Source organism: Collinsella sp. AM42-18AC (genome assembly GCF_003467965.1).
Lineage (GTDB): Bacteria > Actinomycetota > Coriobacteriia > Coriobacteriales > Coriobacteriaceae > Collinsella.
The window spans coordinates 32,560-44,708 of the sequence record NZ_QSFY01000001.1 but is presented as its reverse complement, the minus strand read 5'-3'; the positions used below and the strand labels follow the sequence as shown (position 1 = coordinate 44,708).

Here is a 12,149-nt window from a genome sequence, read left to right as displayed (position 1 = left end):
CATACAGGAGGTATCCATGGCTGCGTCTGTGCTGAGTGTTCGAGTGGACTCGTCAATTAAAGATTCATTTGCCGAGCTGTGCGAAGAACTCGGCATGACTTCGTCCGTTGCGGTCAATATGTTCATGAGGCAGATGTTGCGCGAGCGCTCGCTGCCGTTTGTGCCTTCACTCGGTAAAAGCTCTGCGAGCGAAAGCGCCACAGCGGGCATTTTGGATACCGCTCAGATTGAGTCCGCCGTCCGCGAGGCAGCCAGCCCGATTCCCGCCATCAAAACCGTGATCCTATTTGGATCGTATGCCCGTGGCGAGGCGCGTGCAGATAGTGATATCGACTTGCGCCTCGAAGTCGATCGCGAGCAGGGCTTTGGTCTTTTTGCGTTGTCGGCGTTTGGCGAGGCAGTGCGCAAGGAAACCGGGAGGCAGGTTGATCTCGTCTCGAGTGATCATCTTGATGACGATCTTGCCGCGGTAATCGAGCGCGAAGGAGTGATCCTTTATGATCGCGCGTAAGTCAGACAGCCTGTTCGCGCACGTTTTTTGAGCGCTTGATACGCTTTAACCCTGCGGAAACATTTTTCTGCGATAGTATCTGCGATATAGACCAGTCGAAACCCGCCCGAAAGAAAGGGGAGCGACATGAACCAGCAGAACATCGATTACGTACTCCGCTCCGTAGAGCAGCGTGACATCCGCTTTGTGCGTCTGTGGTTTGTCGACATTCTCGGCCGTCTCAAGAACTTTGCCATTAGCCCCGAGGACCTCGAGGTCGCATTTGAGGAGGGCATTGGCTTTGACGGCTCGGCCATCGAGGGCTTTGCCACGCCCGAGGAAGCCGACATGCTCGCATTCCCCGATGCTTCGACCTTCCAGATCCTGCCGTGGCGCCCGAGCCACAACGGCGTCGCCCGTGTGTTCTGCGACGTGTGCACCCCCGATTGCAAGCCGTTTGCCGGCGATCCGCGCGACGCCCTGCGCCGCATGTTTCACAAGGCCGAGAAGGCTGGCTATCTGCTCAACGTGGGTGCCGAGCTGGAGTATTACTACTTCCCCGACGAGCACACCCCCGAGCCGCTCGACAACGTGGGCTACTTCGATCTTTCGGTGAGCGACGCCGCTCGCGACCTGCGCCGCAACACGGTCCTCACGCTCGAGAAGATGTCCGTGCCCGTGGAGTACACCTTCCACGCCGCCGGTCGCTCACAGCACGGCATGAGCCTGCGCCATGCCGAGGCCCTGAGTATGTCCGACGCCATTACCACGGCCAAGCTCATCATTAAGCAGCAGGCTTACGAGAGCGGCTGCCACGCCTCCTTTATGCCCAAGCCGTTGGCGGGCGAGGACGGCAGCGCCATGTTTTTGCATCAGTCGCTGTTCGACCATGACGGCAACAACGTCTTTTGGGGCGAGGGCGACGAGAGGTACCATCTCTCCGACGTCGCCAAGCACTACATGGCCGGCATCCTGGCACACGCGCGCGAGATCAGCGCCATCACCAACCCTACGGTCAACTCCTACAAGCGCATTACTACCGGCGGCGACTCCGTGCCGCAGTACGCCACGTGGGGCCTGCGCAACCGCGCGAGCATGATCCGCATTCCGGTCTACAAGCCCGGCAAGCAGCTGTCCACGCGCATCGAGCTTCGCAGCCCCGACCCCATGGCCAACCCGTACCTGGTCAACGCCGTCACGCTGGCGGCCGGTCTCGACGGCATCGAGCGCAAACTGGAACTCCCGCCCGAGGCCACGGCCGAGACGCTCAAGCTCACCGACCGTCAGATGGTCGAGGCCGGCTACACGCCGCTGCCGCGCTCGCTCAAAGAGGCGCTCGACGTATTTGAGGACTCGCAGTTTATGAAGGATGCCCTCGGTGAGCACATCCACAGCTTCTTCCTTAAAAAGAAGCGTGACGAGTGGCATAAGTTCGAATCCACGATCACCGAGTGGGAGATCAAGCACTACCTGGCGAACTCCTAATCGCGCTGGCTTGTCCCAGTACGATTGAGCTCATTTCTTTGGAGGCCGATATGTCCGAAAAGAGTGCCCTGTTCATGGCGCGCACGACGCGCTTCCACGAGTTTGCCCGCAGCTTGACGACTACCCTGGGTGTCGAGGTGAGCCTGGCCACCCCCGATTCGCCGACTGCGGCGCACGACTTCGACCTGCTGATTCTCGATTCCGATGGCATCCGTAGCGACCGCATCGATCAGATCGCCAAGTGGCTTGACGATCGCGGCGGCGTTCCCATGCTGGTGATCGTCGACGACGAGGCGCTCGGCACCCTGCGCCTGCCCAATCACGCGCATGCCGACTTTGTATGCCCCACGGCGACGCCCAACGAGCTCAAGGCTCGTGCGCAGCGCCTGATGGGCGAGGAGGAGACCGTCACCGCCGACGATGTACTCAACATCGATAACCTCGAGATCAACCTGGCTACCTACCAGGTGACGCTCGATAACGAGCCCATCGACCTGACGCTGATGGAGTACTCGCTGCTGAGCTTTTTGGCCACGCACCCCAACCGTGCCTACAGCCGCGAGGTGCTGCTGCACCGCGTGTGGGGCTTTGAGTACTGCGGCGGCACGCGCACCGTCGACGTGCACATTCGACGCATCCGCTCCAAGGTGGGCCCGCAGATTGCGGCACACATCACCACCGTCCGTGGCGTGGGTTATCTGTTTAAGGACTAGCAAGTAAATAGAGGGCAATGTGAGGGTACCGGAGATTTCACCAGTACCCTTTTCTCGTTTAGGGCGAAAAGAAGACCTTTCACCGATTAAAAGTGTGTCAGTAAAAACAATATCAAACGTATAACACTATCTAGCAAATATCATCTAGTTACCGTATCTCCCTACTACACGGATGGAGGAAGAAATGCGTTATTCGAGAAAGGTGATTGTCGGATTCATAGTGTTGCTTGCCGCCCTGATGTCTCCAAGGTTGGTTTTTGGAGACGACGACTTGGTCCGTGTCACACCGCAAATAGCTGTGGAGCAAGCGCAGGCTTTCTTTGATGATGTATCGGATGAGCCGGTGACCGCTTGTGACCCAGTAAAAATGGTGAATTCCGATGGGGAATCAATCGGGTATATCGTTCGTGCGAAGCGGGATGACGTTAACTATGGCTACGTCGTATTTGATTCAGAGCGATCTTGGTGGATCAGCGAATACTGCTTGGCTCCGAACGCTCTTTTACCTATCGAGAGTGCAAGCGAAGAAATTGCACTCCTCGCATCCTCGGATAACGTCGTTGCGTTAAAGATTGACGAGCTAACTGTTGGCGTTGCCGACTTAGATAAAAACATTGTTTTAGACGCAAGTGGAAAAAAAGTACCAAATAAATTGTCCTCGGGAGGCAATCGCAGCGGATCGCCGGAACATTTCGATGACGTTTTTGTATCTGCCAAGGATTTGTATAAACAGGGATATGTTGTTGATGCGAGCAAAACGGTTTCGGGAATAATAACGCCAACGCAAACAGAAGTTATCAAAGAAACGGGGACTTATGCTTGCGCTGTTTCGGCAATGTTTGCAGTTAGCAGTCACTATGTGACTTTGAACCGCCTTAAATTGTCCGATTTATACTCGGAGCTTTGGAGGCTGTCGGGGACATGGGAAGAAGAAGAAAAGAAATATGATCAAGCGACTGGTCTGTACTTTACTCAAGGCAAGACTTCTCCTGACAAACCCGCTCCGGCCTTAAAGGAGTTTTGTGCAAGACGAGGCAAGGAGCTTGAGACGTCATTCGTTTGGTATCCGTCATGGGATTCCTTTAGGGTGAATACCGACTCGGGGAATCTGAGTATTTTCTCTGGAAGGCTCCGGTCAAATGGCAGCGGGCACGCAATGGCAGTTGTGGGCTACGTGGCAATGCATAACACATACTCGAATGCCAAGAAGTACCTGCTTGTTGTTTGGAATGGATGGACAAACCAGCTACAGTTTCTTCCATATGACGTATCAATTTACACGTCTCACGATGGCACATATTGCAAGGGTTGATTGTACTCGTGAACGGCGACAAGTTCATTCGAAGGGCAATGCTCCTATTGGTGCTTTCCTTTGCTTTGCTCACCGCAGCGAGCTTCTTTCTGTTAAGGGCGACTAATGGGGGAGAAAACGACACGGTTGTTGCAGTCGAGGTGCGCGCTCTATCGGATGTTCATAACGGGCAATTTGAGGCGCTTATGCCAAGTGGTTGCCGTAAGAGAATCGATATGCGCCGTAAGTCAAGTTCCGGATATGTCTCAGGGTTGAAAGCAGGTGATAAATGGATTCTAGTTTTTGTGGAAGATAAGGAACTTGACGGGACTGTTCTGTATCCCCATTCAGCTGAGAAAGTCAAATCAAGTAGACAAGGGGAATGAAGAATGATTGATAGAAAGCAGTTCTTAGGTCTGATGGCGGGGGCTCCTATTTTGATGCGAGCCGGGATGGCAGAAGCCGTGGAGTTGCCGGACGCTCAGAAGCGATTGACGCTCGTGGTCGACACGGTGGTCAGAGATGAAAATGGCAATGAAAAAACGCGAACAAGAAGCAGAGAGACTATTTTCACGCCAGAGAGCAAAACTGTGTCTGCCGACGCTATGGCCGGTGATGTCATAACAATCCAGAGGGAATCAGATGAAACGTTGCCGCTGCTTGCCAAGATTGAGCTCACAGTCGCTTATTATAACGATAAAACAGAAATTGAGATTCGTTCCGGAAAGTACTCGATAGTCCAAATCGATCCGCTTGTGATGTATGCAAACGCTTGGTATGCGCTCATGCAGAAAGATAAATATGTGATGAACTACTTCGCAGAAGGCGAAGCATCATATGAAACGGGGTGGGGGCCAACGCCATACGACGCGGAGAAGGATAAGTGGACGTGCGGATCAGGCATGGGCGCGACGATTACGGACTTCATTAACGATTCAACATATAGCTTTGCTATCGACTGTTATATCGAATAGACATGACGGCATAAAACGAATTGGCCTATAAGCATGTCATTACTTAAGCAAAGCTGAAATCTTGGCATCTAGTGCTCGGGACTGCCCAGCTTGGGGTACAACTCAACGTGAACAATGATGGCCCGCCACATGTTTGGCGGGCCTTTGGTTATTTGACGAAAGGATCGCAGCTATGAGCGAGTACGATTCCCAGCGTCCCCAGGATGCGGGCAACGCCGGCGAGACCCAGCAGCAGCCGCGCGTGCAGGTGGAGTCGACGCCTGCCGATGGCAGTAACATTCCTTACGTGCAGGCCTACGACACGCAGACCGGAAAGCCGCTGGGCAGCCAGCAGGTTGTAAACAAGCACACCGTGGTCAAGACTAAGACCAAAAAGCTGCCGATCTTTATTACGGCGCTCGCCGGCTGTGCATGCGGCGCCCTGCTGGTCATTGCGCTCATTATGAGTGGCACGCTCAACATTGGCAGCGGAAAGAATGCCGTGACGGCGGGTGCTTCGGGTTCATCGACGCAAAAGATTACGATCGACTCCGAGGACACCACGCTGGCCGAGGCCGTCTCTGCCAAGGCGCTGCCCTCCGTGGTTTCCATTACCGCCACTTCGAGCGGCGGCCAGAATGGCTCGCTTTCGCAGTCTGCCGACGAGTCGGACGGCTCGGGCAGCGTCGGTTCGGGCGTTGTGCTCGATACCGAGGGCCACATCCTCACCAACAACCACGTGGTCGATGGCTATGACCAGTACGTGGTGACCATGGACGACGGCACCACCTACGAGGCCGAGTTCGTGGGCAACGATGCTTCGAGCGACCTAGCCGTCATCAAGCTCAAGGATGCTGACGCCTCTAAGCTCACGCCGATCGAGATCGGCGACTCTTCCAAGCTCAACGTGGGCGAGTGGGTCATGGCGATCGGCTCGCCGTTCGGCAACGAGCAGTCTGTCTCCACGGGTATCGTGTCGGCGCTGTATCGCTCCACGGCCATGAGCTCTACCAACGGTAACACCATCTATGCCAACATGATCCAGACCGATGCCGCCATCAACCCGGGCAACTCCGGCGGCGCGCTCGTTAACGACAACGGTGAGCTGGTGGGTATCAACTCGCTCATCGAGAGCTACTCGGGCTCCAGCTCGGGCGTGGGCTTTGCCATTCCCGTTAACTATGCCAAGAACATTGCCGACCAGATCATCGACGGCAAGACGCCGGTGCATCCGTACATGGGCGCTACGCTTTCGAGCGTCAACGCGCTCAACGCTCGCACCAACAAGCTGAGCACCGATAGCGGCGCGTACGTGGCGAGCGTTGTCGAGGACGGTCCTGCCGCCAAGGCCGGCATTCAGGAGGGCGATGTCATCACCAAGCTGGGCGACGACGAGATCACGAGCGCCGATGGCCTGATCATCGCACTGCGCAGCCACGAGGTGGGCGAGAAGGTCGAAATCACGCTCATGCGCGGCAAGGAAGAGAAGAAGGTCACTGTCGAGCTGGGCTCCGACGAGGAGCTGCAGAACCAGCAGCAGGACGACAGCTCGACCGACACCGGCAACGGCGGTATTACCGACGAACAGCTGCGCCAGTACCTGGAGGAGCTGCTAGGCCAGCAGGGCCAGGGGCAAGGCCACGGCCAGGGCTACTAACGAGCCGTTTCGCACATATCGAGGCCAGGGGGCTGTCCTATCAACGTGGGACAGCCCTTTTTTTTATTGATCCGTTGGGGACGGAGGAAAACGGATCATTTGGAACTGACAGGGGCATGGTTTGATCGCGCGATCCACCCCAGTCTGGCGGCTGCCGATTCGGTGCGGTTCGAGACCGCTATTCGGCCTCATTGCGACCGGTGGTACTCTAGTATCCGTTTGAAATCGAGCGAAGGAGTGCCGCTATGGAGCAATCGAGCCTGTTTGGTGACGGCGTGGACATCGATACCGAAACGCCCGCGAGCACGGATACCGCCGTACCGGCCGATGCCCGTGCCCAGGCGGCAGCGCGTGCGGCCGAGCTGCGCCACGAGCTCGATTACCACGCCTATCGCTACTACATGCTCGATGCGCCCGAGATCACGGACGCCGCCTTTGACAAGATGCTCGTTGAGCTGCAGGAAATTGAGGCCACCTACCCCGACCTGGTGACGCCCGACAGCTATACCCAGCGCGTGGGCGGGTACGTGAGCGAGCAGTTTACGCCGGTCACGCATATGGCGCGCATGTATTCCATGGACGATGCCATGGATCTGGACGAACTCGACGCGTGGCTCCAGCGCACCGAGGATGCGCTCGGTGCCGGCAGCGTCACCTATACCTGCGAGCTTAAGATCGACGGCCTGGGCGTGGCGCTTACCTACCAAAACGGCACCTTCGTACGCGCAGCCACACGCGGCGATGGCACCACGGGCGAGGACGTGTCGCTCAACGTCCGTACCATCAAGGATGTGCCCATGCACCTGTCCGAGCCGGCGCTCGCCCACATGGGCGCCGACCGCGAGCGCACCATCGAGGTCCGTGGCGAGGTCTATATGCCCAAGGGCAGCTTTGTGCGCCTGAACGACGAGGCCGATGCCGAGGGGCGCGACCCCTTCGCCAACCCGCGCAACGCTGCCGCCGGCAGCCTGCGCCAAAAGGACCCCAAGGTCACGGCGCGCCGCGATCTCGCTACCTTTATCTATGCCATCGCCGATACCGATCCGCTGCACGTCCACAGCCAGCGCGAGTTCCTCGATTGGCTGCGTAGCGCCGGCTTTAGCGTCAACCCTAACGTGGCTCGCTGTGCCACACCCGCCGAGGTCCACGAGTTCTGTGCCCAGGCGCTCGAACACCGCGGTGACCTGGACTACGACATCGACGGCGTGGTCGTAAAGGTCGACAGCTTCCAGCAGCAGCTCGACCTGGGCTTTACCGCCCGCGCACCGCGCTGGGCCATCGCCTTTAAGTTCCCGCCCGAGGAAAAGCAGACCGTCCTGCGCGAGATTCGCATCCAGGTGGGCCGCACCGGTGTGCTCACACCGGTCGCCGAGTTCGACCCGGTGACGGTTGCCGGCTCCACCATCGCGCGCGCCACGCTGCACAACATCGACGAGATCCGTCGCAAAAACGTGCGCGAGGGCGACACTATCATCGTGCACAAGGCGGGCGACGTGATTCCCGAGGTCGTAGGTCCGGTGCTCGATAAACGCCCGGCCGATTCGGTCGACTGGCACATGCCCGAGGTCTGCCCCGTGTGCGGTAGCCCCGTGGTCCACGAGGATGGCGAGGTTGCCTACCGCTGCGTGTCCATCGACTGTCCCGCACAGCTCAAGGAGCGCCTGCTTCACTGGGTAAGCCGCGGCTGCATGGACGTCGACGGCCTGGGCGACGAGATCGTCGACAAGATGATCGCTGCCGGCCTGATCCACGATGTCGCGGACTTCTACCAGCTCACGGTCGACGACATCGCAGGCCTGGACACAGGGCGCGTGTACGCTAGCTCCAACAGCAAAAAGGGCGTCAAGAAGGGCGACCCCATCCCGGTGGGCCTCAAGACGGCCGAGAAAATCATCGCCGAGCTCAACAAGTCCAAGAGCCAGCCGCTCGGTCGCGTGCTGTTTGCCCTGGGCATCCGCCACGTGGGCAAGAGCGTGGGCGAGGTCATCGCCGAGCGATTCCTGTCGATTGATAAGCTCATCTTGGCGAGTGAAGAGGACATCGCCGAGTGCGAGGGCATCGGTCCCAAGATTGCGGCGAGCGTCAAGCAGTTCCTGGCCGTGCCCGAAAACCTTGCCGTGCTGGAGCGTTTGCGCCAGGCGGGTCTGTCGCTCGAGGTCGACTTGGGCGCCGCGCATGCACAAGCCGCAGCCGACGCGGGCGTGGCGGGCGAGCTCGCCGATGCACAACCGCTCGCGGGTCTGACCTTCGTGCTCACCGGCACGCTCGTCAACCGCACCCGCGACGAGGCAGGCGCGGCGCTCAAGGTGCTCGGCGCCAAGGTCTCGGGCAGCGTGTCCAAGAAGACGAGCTATCTGGTTGCCGGCCCCAAAGCGGGCTCCAAGCTCACCAAAGCCGAGCAGCTGGGCGTACCCGTGCTGGACGAGGACGCCCTCGAGCAGATCCTGGCGACTGGTCAGGTGCCGGAGGCTTAAGGCGTCGATAACCAAATTGAAGAACCGCCCGGAAGCACGATGCCTTCCGGGCGGTTCTTACTTTGCTGGGGCAACCGGCACCGTGATCTGCGTCACGTAGGTTGCCGGGTCGTCGCTGATGATGTCATCGATCAGGGCAATCTCGCGTTGCCCCGCTACGCCACCAACTTGTCAAAAGCCCCGCGGCGGTTGAGTACGGTAAATGCAATCACGCAAATGACCGCCGACAGAATGGACCCGCACGGCGAAGCGATGCCCATGGGAAACAACGTATCGGAATAGGCGTTCGACAGCAGCCACGCGCCCGGCACGCGAATGAGCGCCACCGCCAGCACGTTGTGCGCAAAGCCGATGTAGCTCTTGCCGTATGCAGCGAAAAAGCCGCTAAAGCAAATGTGGATGCCGGCAAAAATCGCGTCGAAAATGTAGCTGCGCATATAGCCGGTGCCGGCGGCGACTACTGCAGCGTCCTTGGCAAAAAAGCCGATAAACGCCGGCGCCACCAGCCACATCAGCACCGTGATCAGGCAGCCGTACACTACCGAGATCGTCATGGCGTCCTTGAGCACCTGACGCGCGCGGTCGCCCTTGCCCGCGCCGGCGTTTTGCGCCGTGAGTGCGCTGACGGTGGCGCCCATGGAACTCGGCACAATGAACAAAAAGCTGATCATCTTTTCGACCAGGCCCACGGCGGCGGCGTCGACCAGACCGCGGTGGTTGGCGATGACGGTGATGAACATAAACGCCACCTGGATGCAGCCGTCCTGCACGGCCACGGGCACGCCGATCTTAAGAATGCTACCGAGCACCTCGGGCTGGGGGCGCAGGTCGCTGCGCTTAACGTGGATGTTCGTGCGGCGGCTCTTGAGCCACACGAGCGCGAGGGCAACGCTGGCCGTCTGCGCGGTCACCGTGCCGAGCGCCGCGCCCACGGGGCCGAGCCCCATGTGGCCGATAAACAGAAAATCGAGCGCGATGTTGATGATGCATGCCACGCCAATCACGTACATGGGCGAGCGCGAATCGCCCAGGCCGCGAAAGATGGCCGAAAGAATGTTGTACGCGGCGATAAAGGGAATGCCGATAAAGCAAATGCGCAGGTAGGCGGCGGTGCCCTCGACCGCCTCGGCCGGCGTGCCAATGAGTGCCACGATCTGCGGGCACAGCGCGAGCAAGATGCCTGCCAGTACCACCGAGACACCCATAAACAGCGTGATGGTGTTGCCGATGGCGGTCTCGGCGCGATCGAAGCGGCGCGAGCCCACGGCGTGGCCGACGATGACCGTCGTTCCCATGGCCAGGCCCACGAGCGTTACGGTAATGATATAGAGTGTCTGCGCGCCATTGCCCACGGCGGTGATGCCGGCGGCGCCGCTAAACTGCCCCATCATGTACAGGTCGGCCATGCCGTAGAGCATCTGCAAAAAGTACGAGAGCATATAAGGCAGGGCAAAGACCGCGATGGTCTTGGGGACATTGCCGCGTGTGAGGTCGTGTTCCATGGGCGGGGCTTTCTGGCTGGGTTTGTTTACGTACCAGTGTAGTGAAAACCCTATAACGATTGTAGAGTCAAGGTTTGTGATGACGACGGGGCGAAAATAGTCACGCTCCAAGCACGATGCTTTGACCCCTCCATGCCCCTCACCTAGCCTCAAACCATCACAACATTCGCCGTTTTTTGCCAAAATCGGGAAAAGCATCGAATGTTGTGATGGTTTTTCTGCCACTCGGCCGGGTGGAATCGCTTTCTTGTGCACGAAGGTGTGCGGACCCGTGGGCAGGGGAATAAGGTTGGTTATCCGACTCCATTGGAGGGCTCATGGACCTGCCGATCGTCTTGTCCCATAAGACTGCCTGGCTGTACCACAACGTGGCGCGCCCGTCCGAGCCGCTCTCGCGGGCAAGCAGCCTATACGATGAGGACTCGCTTGCTAACGAGGCGGAGCCGACCGCGAGCCTGCCCAAATTGGGACTCGATGCCAAGGGGCTGAGGGCTTCAACGGCAGTTGGGATCGTTACCGACTATCTGGTTTCGCTTGGTATTCCACGGGAAGAGCTCGATCATATCGACACGCTCGTCAACTTCGATTTTGAGCGCTCGACGCCGGCTGGATTTAGGTGCCACGTGTTTGGAGCGCCGGTACCTCCAGGCCATCTTATCGAGGTGGCGGAGGGCCTTCTGGTGGTTGATGAGGCCATGTGCTTTGTCCAGGCGGGTTCGTGGATGAGCGAGCCCGAGCAGCTGGAATATGGCTACGAAATCTGTGCCCGATACCATTTGAATCATCTGTCGACAGGCGATTATATCGAGATGGGGCAGAGGTATACCGTTGCCGACTTGATTGCTTATTGCAATGAGAACCGATCTCGCCAGGGGGCTACACGCGCGGCCGCCGTGCTCAAGCGCGTGCACGATGGCACGCGGTCGCCCATGGAGACGGCCACCGCAATCATGGTCGTAGCAAAACGTTCCCAGGGCGGGCTGGGATACGCCAAGATCGAGCTCAACCATCGGGTCGATGTTCCCAACGAGTTCAAGTATCTCGCAAAGGCTGGGTATTTCGAGATCGACGTATATGCGCCTGCGAGCGGTACGGGGATTGAATACAACGGCTCGGACCATCTTGATAAACAGCGCAGCGCGTTGGATGCGGAGCGTATGACCGTGCTGAGCGCGCTGGGCTTTAGGATGATCGTCCTCACCGGGACTCAGTTTGCCCACCAGCTGCAATTGCACCGGGCGATGAACGCCATTGCACTCGCTATGGGTCTCAAGTGCGACCGAAGCGAAGCGTTCCAAAAGCGGCAGAACGACCTGCGAGAATTCGTGATTCGTCACTGGGACGACGGCCTTTAGGGGCGTTCCGGCCCTTCTACGGGGTGCCGTGGGCAGGCAAACCATCACAACATTCGACGTTTTTTGCCAAAAACGGGAAAAGCATCGAATGTTGTGATGGTTTGTATGCTGAGGATGGGCTTGGAAAGTCCGTTTTGCTCGAAGCGACCTGTCCTGTCGTACGGGTGTCGGCATGATTCTCCCGTGGGGTATTATGTTTTCCGAAGAATAAAACGCCGCGTGAGGGGAG

Annotated in this window: 10 protein-coding genes; 9 read left to right on the top strand and 1 reads right to left on the bottom strand. The window is 58.4% G+C overall.

Annotated features, from left to right (window positions below; translation table 11 throughout):
- Positions 1–16 precede the first annotated feature (16 nt).
- The 8 genes from DW913_RS00155 to ligA all read left to right on the top strand — a co-directional run bounded on the left by DW913_RS00155 (position 17) and on the right by ligA (position 9,063).
- Positions 17–511 (top strand): type II toxin-antitoxin system RelB/DinJ family antitoxin, encoded by a 495-nt coding sequence (locus tag DW913_RS00155; protein ID WP_117797077.1) that lies wholly within the window; start codon positions 17–19, stop codon positions 509–511.
- A 126-nt stretch (positions 512–637) separates the two neighbouring features.
- Entirely contained in the window at positions 638–1,975 is a 1,338-nt protein-coding gene (locus DW913_RS00150; RefSeq protein WP_117797075.1) for a glutamine synthetase family protein, read from the top strand.
- Between the two features lie 50 nt (positions 1,976–2,025).
- Complete coding sequence (locus DW913_RS00145) at positions 2,026–2,688, top strand: response regulator transcription factor (RefSeq protein ID WP_006234733.1); 663 nt, start codon at positions 2,026–2,028, stop codon at positions 2,686–2,688.
- A 184-nt stretch (positions 2,689–2,872) separates the two neighbouring features.
- On the top strand, positions 2,873–4,000 hold the full coding sequence (locus tag DW913_RS00140) for a hypothetical protein (RefSeq protein WP_117583360.1): 1,128 nt from the start codon (positions 2,873–2,875) through the stop codon (positions 3,998–4,000).
- An 8-nt stretch (positions 4,001–4,008) separates the two neighbouring features.
- Positions 4,009–4,365 carry a hypothetical protein gene (locus DW913_RS09970; protein ID WP_117648531.1) on the top strand — a complete coding sequence of 119 codons (357 nt, stop codon included), beginning with the start codon at positions 4,009–4,011 and terminating at the stop codon, positions 4,363–4,365.
- 3 nt (positions 4,366–4,368) lie between these two features.
- The gene (locus DW913_RS00135; protein ID WP_117628960.1) at positions 4,369–4,953 is read left to right on the top strand and encodes a hypothetical protein; all 585 of its coding nucleotides are present in this window, start codon (positions 4,369–4,371) and stop codon (positions 4,951–4,953) included.
- Between the two features lie 172 nt (positions 4,954–5,125).
- The gene (locus DW913_RS00130; protein WP_117797074.1) at positions 5,126–6,589 is read left to right on the top strand and encodes a S1C family serine protease; all 1,464 of its coding nucleotides are present in this window, start codon (positions 5,126–5,128) and stop codon (positions 6,587–6,589) included.
- A 245-nt stretch (positions 6,590–6,834) separates the two neighbouring features.
- Positions 6,835–9,063 carry an NAD-dependent DNA ligase LigA gene (gene ligA / locus DW913_RS00125; RefSeq protein ID WP_117583357.1) on the top strand — a complete coding sequence of 743 codons (2,229 nt, stop codon included), beginning with the start codon at positions 6,835–6,837 and terminating at the stop codon, positions 9,061–9,063.
- A 155-nt stretch (positions 9,064–9,218) separates the two neighbouring features.
- On the opposite strand, the gene DW913_RS00120 is transcribed toward ligA, so the two are convergent.
- Positions 9,219–10,763 (bottom strand): MATE family efflux transporter, encoded by a 1,545-nt coding sequence (locus tag DW913_RS00120; protein WP_369832254.1) that lies wholly within the window; start codon positions 10,761–10,763, stop codon positions 9,219–9,221.
- A 119-nt stretch (positions 10,764–10,882) separates the two neighbouring features.
- Between DW913_RS00120 and DW913_RS00115 the strand changes: the two genes are divergently transcribed.
- A complete protein-coding gene (locus DW913_RS00115; RefSeq protein WP_117775960.1) occupies positions 10,883–11,920 on the top strand; it encodes a hypothetical protein in 1,038 nt (345 codons plus the stop codon).
- Positions 11,921–12,149: the final 229 nt, after the last annotated feature.

Coding starts and splice junctions, on each gene's coding strand:
- DW913_RS00150 (WP_117797075.1), top strand. CDS start 638: ATGAACCAGCAGAACATCGATTACGTACTCCGCTCCGTAGAGCAGCGT.
- ligA (WP_117583357.1), top strand. CDS start 6,835: ATGGAGCAATCGAGCCTGTTTGGTGACGGCGTGGACATCGATACCGAA.
- DW913_RS00140 (WP_117583360.1), top strand. CDS start 2,873: ATGCGTTATTCGAGAAAGGTGATTGTCGGATTCATAGTGTTGCTTGCC.
- DW913_RS00145 (WP_006234733.1), top strand. CDS start 2,026: ATGTCCGAAAAGAGTGCCCTGTTCATGGCGCGCACGACGCGCTTCCAC.
- DW913_RS00130 (WP_117797074.1), top strand. CDS start 5,126: ATGAGCGAGTACGATTCCCAGCGTCCCCAGGATGCGGGCAACGCCGGC.
- DW913_RS00120 (WP_369832254.1), bottom strand. CDS start 10,763: ATGCTTTTCCCGATTTTGGCAAAAAACGGCGAATGTTGTGATGGTTTG.
- DW913_RS00155 (WP_117797077.1), top strand. CDS start 17: ATGGCTGCGTCTGTGCTGAGTGTTCGAGTGGACTCGTCAATTAAAGAT.
- DW913_RS00115 (WP_117775960.1), top strand. CDS start 10,883: ATGGACCTGCCGATCGTCTTGTCCCATAAGACTGCCTGGCTGTACCAC.
- DW913_RS00135 (WP_117628960.1), top strand. CDS start 4,369: ATGATTGATAGAAAGCAGTTCTTAGGTCTGATGGCGGGGGCTCCTATT.